Genomic DNA, 7,972 nt, shown 5'->3' on the forward strand with positions numbered 1-7,972 from the left:
AGTAAAACAATAAATTTTCAGGAAGGTGAAAGGATGAAATCTAGTAATCCCATAGCATTATTCGATTCTGGGGTAGGCGGTTTAACGATTACTAAAGAAGTTATGGAGGAGTTTCCAGATGAGGATATAGTTTATTTTGGTGATACAGCCCATTTACCTTATGGCCCTCGTCCCCAAGAGGAGGTTCGGTCTTTTGTTTTTAAAATCATAGACTATCTATTGCGGTTTTTTAATGTTAAATTAATTGTTATAGCTTGTAATACTGCTACTGCTGCTGGCTTGAAGGCAGCTCAAGAGAGGTTTGAAGTACCAATTATTGGGCCAGTAAAACCAGGAGCTGAAGCAGCAATTGAGCAGACTAGGAATAAAAGAATTGGAGTAATTGCGACTGAAGGAACTATCGGTAGTGGAGCTTATTATCAAGAGATTAAATCGCTTTCTACTGAAATAAATGTTTTTTCTAAGGCTTGTCCAGGCTTTATTCCTTTGGTAGAAGCAGGAAAGATCAGTGGAGCAGAGGTAAGGCGAATAGCTGTTGATTATTTGGCCTCTTTTAAAGAGGTGGGAGTTGATACTTTATTGCTGGGTTGTACTCATTTTCCTTATGTAAGTCACGAGATTCAAAAGGTGATGGGCCCGGAGGTAGAGTTGATCTATCCCGGTCGAAGAATTGCAGTTCAAGCTAGAAAAATTTTAGCTAAGCAGGAGCTTTTGAACTCTACAACAATTGAGGCTAAACGAGATTTTTATGTTAGTGATTTAAATAATCTTTCCTATGATTTTGTAGAAATTGGTAAAGATTTTTTAGAATTACAAGAGCTACGGTTTGCTGAGTTACCTATATTTGTAAATCAGTAGTTTGAGAAGTGCAAATAACTAATTAAACATTGACATTTTTCAGATGATTTGATATAATTTAGCTAAGTAGTGGTCAGACCATATGATATTAAGCTTTTTGGAGGTAGAACTAATGAAGTTTAATCCTGTAAATGATAAAAAGATATATCAACAGATTATAGAACAGATCAAAAAAATGATATATAATGGAGATTTAAAGAAAGGAGCTAAACTTCCTTCCGAAAGAAAGTTAACTAAGGAGTTAAATGTCAGTCGTTCTTCTTTAAGGGAAGCTTTTAGTGCTTTAGAAATGATTGGTTTAATTGAGTGTCGACCTGGAGAAGGTACCTTTATCAAGGAAAAGGTTAGCGATAACTTTTTAGAGCCGTTATCTCTGTTATTTATGGTGGAAGAGGATGTAAATGAAGATTTGATTGAGTTGAGAAAGATGTTAGAGGTCAGTGGAGTTAAATTGGCTGCATCTCGAGCTACTGAGGAAGATTTACAAAGAATTAAAAATAGTATTCGACAAATGGAAGTAAATAAAGGTGATGTTCAAAAAAGTGGAATAGCTGATCGAGATTTTCATTATGCAGTAGCGATGGCTACTCAAAATACATTAGTGTCTAAGTTTTTAAATTCGATTTCTGAGGCGATTGATATTTACTTTGCTAATGCTATGCAGCGCATAGTTAATAATGAGAGTAGAAATGAGGAGTTTATTGCCCAACATCGTCATATTTATAAGGCTCTTGTTAATCGAGATCAAGAATTAGCTGAAACAACGATGTTAGAACATCTAACCTGGTCTAAAAATTTGATAATTAATAGTTAAAAATTTTACTATACTGGTCTGACCATATGTCCTAGAAGGTCTGACCATAGGCTCAATTTTTGGCGAAACGAATAGATTAACTTCGAAAGGGGGAAATTAATTTTTAAAATAAACTTAGTTTTAATTTTTTTGAAAATTTAGATAGTTTGCAAGTTAGGTAAATGAGAGGCTTGAATTAAAGGGGGAGTTAGATATGCTAGTATTATTGGCTGCTTTACCGATTATTATTACTGTTGTATTGATGGTTATTTTTGATTGGCCGGCTCAGAAGGTGATGCCTTTAGCTTGGTTGCTTGCTATTATTATTGCCGGTGGAGTGTGGGGGATGCCTTTGCAGTGGCTGACAGGAGCTACAATTTTTGGGGGTTTGAGTGCCTTTAATATTTTAGTTATTGTCTTTGGAGCTATACTTTTGATGAATACTTTGCAGAGTAGTGGGGCTATTGCTACTATTAATCAGACTTTTACCAATATTAGTCCTGATAGAAGGATTCAGGCGGTTATTATTGCTTACTTATTTGTTTCTTTTATAGAGGGAGCGGCAGGTTTTGGAACTCCGGCAGCTTTGGCGGGCCCGCTTCTAGTAGGACTAGGATTTCCACCTTTAGCTGCAGCTATGGTGGCTTTGATTGGGGACAGTGTGGCTGTTAGTTTCGGAGCAGTAGGAACACCGATTATTGGCGGAGTATCAACTATTTTAGGAGGAGATATTACTGCTCAAATTGAAGGTGCTGGACTGAGCACGGGAGAGTTTTTACATCAAGTAGGTATCTGGTCAGCTATACCCCACGCGGTGATGGGAGTTTTAATTCCCTTGATTATCGTGATGGTGCTGACTAAGTTGTTTGGAGCAGAACGTTCTTTTAAACCGGCTTTTGAGGTAGCGCCTTTTGCTATCTACGCCGGATTGGTGTTTTCAATTCCTTATATTGGGATTGCTTATTTTGTGGGCCCGGAGCTACCTGCTTTGGCAGCAGGACTGATCTCTTTAGCTGTGGTAATCACTACTACTAAAGCTGGCTTTTTGGTTCCCGATCGGGTCTGGGACTTTGCTGAACAGTCGGAGTGGGAAGCAGACTGGGTTGGGGACTTAAAACCAGGCGGCGGCAAAGATGAAGTTAAGGAGTTAACTGTAAGCCCCTTGAATGCTTGGTTACCCTATATTTTAGTTTCGCTGATCTTAGTGGTAACTCGAGTTGTAGGGCCTTTACAGGAGTTTTTGAGTAGTTTTGCTTTGAGTTGGGAAGGTATTTTAGGTACTGACTTAAATTATGCCTTTGAGTATCTGTACTTACCGGGGACTATTACCTTTATTTTAGTTGCTATTTTGACTATCTTTATGCACCGGATAGAAGGTCAGGTAGTTAAAAAAACCTGGCTAAATTCGGTAAAGCAGATAATTCCAGCTACGGTGGCGCTGTTATTTGCAGTGGCGATGGTACAGGTGATGCTTAATTCCGATGCAGGTGCTTTAGAGATTGGGAGTATGATGGATAGTATGTCTGCAGCTGCTGCTGGTGCTTTTGCGGGAGTTTGGCCTCTCTTTTCACCGTTTATTGGAGTTTTAGGCTCTTTTATGTCGGGGAGTAATACTGTTTCCAATATTTTATTTTCCGGCTTTCAGTATGGAGTGGCAGATAGCGTAGGAATTTCTAGAACTGTGATCGTTGGCTTGCAGGTGGCTGGAGGAGCAGCCGGGAATATGATCTGTGTTCATAATGTGGTAGCTGCCTGTACGACAGTAGGTGTTTTGGGTGCGGAAGGAAAGGTGATTAGAATTAATGCTATTCCCGCCTTGCTTTATACCATAGTAGTAGGAGTTATTGGAGCTTTGGGTATTTGGTTGCTAGGGCCGGGTTTGTTTTAATAAATTAGCTAGTTATGGTCTGACCATCTGATGTATTTAGAGGAGGTGAAGCTCTTCAAGTAGTATAGCTAGTGCTAATTGCTTACAAGTTTAAGTGAAAATATTAATAAGGGGTGAATAATTATGGAGATATTAGTCTGTATTAAACAGGTTCCTGAAACTAAAGATGTAGATGTAGATGAGGAAACAGGAAATTTAATTAGAGACGGCGTTGATTCGATAATGAATCCTTATGATCTCTATGCTCTTGAGGCTGCTTTAAGGTTAAAAGAGGAGCATGATGGAAAGGTGACGGTAATTACTATGGGCCCGCCTCAGGCTAAAGAGGTTATTAGAGAGGCCTATATGATGGGAGCTGACCGAGGCTATTTGCTCTCGGATATGAAGTTTGCTGGCGCTGATACCTTAGCTACTAGTTATACTCTTGCCCAAGGCTTAGAGGTAATTGGAAAAAAGGATGCTTATGATTTAGTAATTTGTGGGATGGAGAGTACTGATGGGGATACGGCTCAGGTGGGCCCGGCTATTGCTGAAACTTTGCAGATTCCTCACGTAGCTTATGTAAGCTCTATTTTGGAGTCTGATCAGCAAAAGATGGTAGTAGAAAAGGACATGGCCGATACTGTGGAAATAGTGGAGTTTACTTACCCTAGCTTGATTACTGTAACTAAAGAAGTAGCTCAACCTCGTCTACCCTCTTTTAGATTGAAGTTGGCAACAGAGGATAGAGAGATCACTACCTTAACTTTTGCTGACTTGCCCGATGATGATGAGACTAACTTTGGTTTGAAGGGTTCTCCAACCCAGGTGGAAGAGATATTCCCGCCGGAAAAGGATGTAGAACAGGTGATTTGGGAAGAGCAGAGTGGAGAAGAACTGGCTGAACTGATGTACACCGAATTAAAGGAGTTGAAACTCATATGAGTAACTACACTATAGATTATGTAAACTGTGGCTTATGTGGTGACTGTATTGAGGCCTGTCCTTTTGATGCTATAGAAGAGGTTGAAGGTAAGATTGAGATGAATGCTGGCTGTCAAGCTTGCGGACTTTGTGTTGAGGCTTGTGATGATGGTTTAATTAAGGTAATAGAGGATGATAGAGAAGCGGTTGATAAGGATGAGTATAGCGATGTAATGATCTTTGCCGAACAGGTAGATAGCGAGATTCACCCGGTAACTTTTGAGTTAATGGGTAAGGGTAAGGAGTTAGCCGCTAAAATAGAGCAAGAGTTACACGTAGTCTTAGCCGGTCATAACTTAGCTGAGCAAGCGGAAGAGCTGCTAAATTATGGAGCTGACAAGGTATATCTTTATGATCAAGAAGAACTGCATCATTATAGCGTTGAACCTTATACAGCAGTGATAGAAGACTTTATCAATCAAACTAAGCCTACTATTATTCTAATGGGAGCAACTTCTATCGGTCGTTCTTTAGCACCGCGGGTTGCTACTCGCTTTAAAACAGGTCTAACTGCGGACTGTACTATTCTCGATGTGAGAGAAAATACAGACTTAGTGCAGACTAGGCCGGCCTTTGGTGGTAATATCATGGCCCGGATACTGACTACTAGACATCGTCCCCAGATGGCGACCATGCGTTATAAGGTGATGGAGCCAGCGAAAAGAGTAGCTGAACCTAAGGGAGAGATTATAGAATGTAGTTTGGAGGCTGAAAAGTTAGCTACAAGAGCTCGGATTGTAGATATTACTAAGAAGCCTGAGGTGGAGAGCATTGAAGATGCTGAAGTTATTATAGCTGTAGGCCGGGGAATTCGTGAAGAAAAGGATTTAGAGATGGCTAGAGAGCTAGCTGATTTATTGGGAGGTAAAATAGGTACTACTAGACCTTTGATTGAAAAGGGTTGGACTAAGCATCAGGATCAGATCGGACTTAGCGGCAGAACGGTAAGACCGAAACTGATAATTACCTTAGGAATTTCTGGAGCGGTACAGTTTGTGGCTGGAATGAAGAATGCTGAACATATTTTTGCGGTTAATACTGATCCGGATGCTAATATCTTTGATGTAGCTCACTACGGAGTGGTTGGTGATCTGTATCAAATAGTTCCTAAGTTAATTGAGGATATTCGGAACGGTGAGGGCCCTCTGCAAGAGATGGCTGCGGCTAATTAATATAAACTTAAAGGAGGAAAAAGCTATGAGTTATAATCAGGTTACTGAGGCTGATATAGAGCGTTTAGAGGAGATTTTGGATTCAAAGCGAGTGACTAAAAGAGAAAATATTAATGAGGACTACTCACATGATGAGCTGGCTGAGGTTAAGGTATATCCCGAAGTGATGGTAGAGCCGGAAACAACAGCGGAAGTATCAGCAATTATGAAGCTAGCTTCAGAGAGGAATATTCCGGTTACTCCTCGGGGAACTGGGACTGGGCTTTGTGGAGGAGCAGTGGCTATGGAAGGGGGAATACTTCTGTTAACTACGGCTATGGATCAGGTTATTGAGATCGATGAGGAGAACCTAATGGCTAAAGTACAGCCTGGAGTAATACTATTAAGCTTTGCTGAACAGGTAAATGACCTAGGTTTTATGTATCCCCCCGATCCTGGTGAAAAGAGCGCTACCCTGGGTGGTAATGTAATGACTAATGCCGGAGGTATGAAGGCGGTTAAATATGGGGTAACTAGAGACTATGTGCAGGGTTTGGAGATAGTATTACCCAATGGAGAGATTATTGAGACTGGGGCTAAGGTAGTTAAAAACAGTACTGGCTATAGTATTCAGGATTTGATGATCGGTTCTGAAGGTACTTTAGGGATTATTACCGAGATTACTCTAAAACTAATTCCTTTACCTCAAAAGCAGCTTACCTTACTAGTTCCCTTTGATAGCTTAGATGAAGCTATTGATACTGTACCAGAGATTATTAATGCTAAAATAGTACCTACTGGAATTGAGTTTATGGAGAAAGATGTATTAATAGCAGCTACTGACTACTTAGGTAAGGAGTTTCCGGAAACATCAGCTCCAGCCTACCTACTGTTGACTTTTGATGGCAACGATAAAGAGGAGTTAGAAAAAGAATATGAGGTGGCAGCTCAAGTCTGTCTAGATAATAATGCCTATGATGTTTATATAGCCAATACAGATGAGCGTCAGGATATAATCTGGGATACTAGAGGGGCCCTTTTAGAAGCTTTAAAGGCGGTTAGTCACTTAGATGAATGTGATGTAGTTGTGCCGAGAAACTTAGTAGCTGAGTTTGTAAAGTATACCCATCAATTAGAGGATAAGCACGGGATTAAGATTCGTAACTTCGGTCATGCTGGGGATGGTAATCTACATGTTTATACCATGAAAGAAGATTTGGATGAACAGACTTGGCAAGAGAAGAATAAGGCAGTAATGGATGATCTTTATGCTAAAGCACGGGAAATGAGAGGTTTGGTATCTGGGGAGCACGGTATTGCCTACGCTAAAAAAGAGTATCTTCATCAAGATATTGGTCCTCTTCAAGTGGAGCTTATGCGAGGTATTAAAAACACCTTTGATCCCAATAATATTTTAAATCCAGGTAAAGTAGTATAGTTAAGATTTTAATAACTAGAAATAGCTTAAATTATTAATTTAAAGCAGAATGGTAGAATTTAATTCCGTGTGGAGAGCTTAGCTCAAAACACGGAATATTATTTTTTGATTAAGTAAGCAGGCCATTTAGTCCAGTTTAAAGAATAAATAACTAGGTAATTACTTTTAACCAGAATTTCAAATAAGTTATTTTCACAAAATACTGATAGTATTACTTTTAAAGGAGGGGTTAAGGTAATGCACTATTGGAGATTTGGAATAGGATGGGGGGCATATGGTTTTGATGCTTCTTTTTTGGGTAAAGATATGCTCGTGGAGAGATTGATAAGGAGGAATACCAAGAAATAGCTGAACTTTTAGAGGAGGATAAATCATAATAATTAGCTTTTTGGAATTTAGTTCACAAAAATAATAATGAGAGACTACAAAAATATATCCTTATTTTACATTGGAGAAAATAATTATTTTTTATATACTAAATCACTAGCATTGCAAGAACTTAAATTGAAAAAGTCAAATCGCAAATATAGGATTTAGACTTGATTAAATAGAAAAAGCTCCTTATAATTAGGCTTAGGATAGTCTTTATCCAAATACCTAAAATAAGGAGCAACCACTATGGATAAAGATATCATAAACTTGACCTTTAAGCAATATTTAAAGCCAATTAATTTGAAAAAGTTCAATAATTTAATTGAAAAATTGGAATTAGATAAATATGCCAAGAAACTTACCACTTTCAAATTAATTTCGCTTTTAATTTTCGGACAACTTTTAGCAATTAGAAGTTTAGAATATTTGAGCTTAAGAGTATCTAATAATGAAAACTTACAAAAAGTTCTTAGACTAAAATCAATCAGTGCTTCTCAATTATCTAGGAA

7 protein-coding genes are annotated in these 7,972 nt (G+C 38.7%); all 7 read left to right on the top strand.

Features of this window, described 5'->3' with window-relative positions; genetic code table 11:
- The first annotated feature begins 33 nt into the window (after positions 1-33).
- Entirely contained in the window at positions 34-858 is an 825-nt protein-coding gene (gene murI, locus MWH30_RS06880; RefSeq protein ID WP_248663328.1) for a glutamate racemase, read from the top strand.
- Between the two features lie 112 nt (positions 859-970).
- Positions 971-1,672: a FadR/GntR family transcriptional regulator gene (locus MWH30_RS06885; RefSeq protein ID WP_248663329.1), complete on the top strand. Its 702-nt coding sequence runs from the start codon at positions 971-973 to the stop codon at positions 1,670-1,672.
- 193 nt (positions 1,673-1,865) lie between these two features.
- Positions 1,866-3,539 (top strand): L-lactate permease, encoded by a 1,674-nt coding sequence (locus tag MWH30_RS06890; RefSeq protein ID WP_248663330.1) that lies wholly within the window; start codon positions 1,866-1,868, stop codon positions 3,537-3,539.
- A 123-nt stretch (positions 3,540-3,662) separates the two neighbouring features.
- A complete protein-coding gene (locus tag MWH30_RS06895; protein WP_248663331.1) occupies positions 3,663-4,463 on the top strand; it encodes an electron transfer flavoprotein subunit beta/FixA family protein in 801 nt (266 codons plus the stop codon).
- On the top strand, positions 4,460-5,674 hold the full coding sequence (locus tag MWH30_RS06900) for an electron transfer flavoprotein subunit alpha (protein ID WP_248663332.1): 1,215 nt from the start codon (positions 4,460-4,462) through the stop codon (positions 5,672-5,674). Before MWH30_RS06895 ends, MWH30_RS06900 begins: the two co-directional genes overlap by 4 nt.
- 25 nt (positions 5,675-5,699) lie before the next feature.
- Positions 5,700-7,091 carry an FAD-binding oxidoreductase gene (locus MWH30_RS06905; protein ID WP_248663333.1) on the top strand — a complete coding sequence of 464 codons (1,392 nt, stop codon included), beginning with the start codon at positions 5,700-5,702 and terminating at the stop codon, positions 7,089-7,091.
- Positions 7,092-7,709: 618 nt separating this feature from the next.
- Positions 7,710-7,972: DUF4372 domain-containing protein (locus MWH30_RS06910; protein WP_248663334.1), on the top strand; the 263-nt coding region annotated here is incomplete at its 3' end.

The sequence above is a fragment of the Fuchsiella alkaliacetigena genome (genome assembly GCF_023227765.1).
GTDB lineage: Bacteria > Bacillota > Halanaerobiia > Halobacteroidales > Acetohalobiaceae > Fuchsiella > Fuchsiella alkaliacetigena.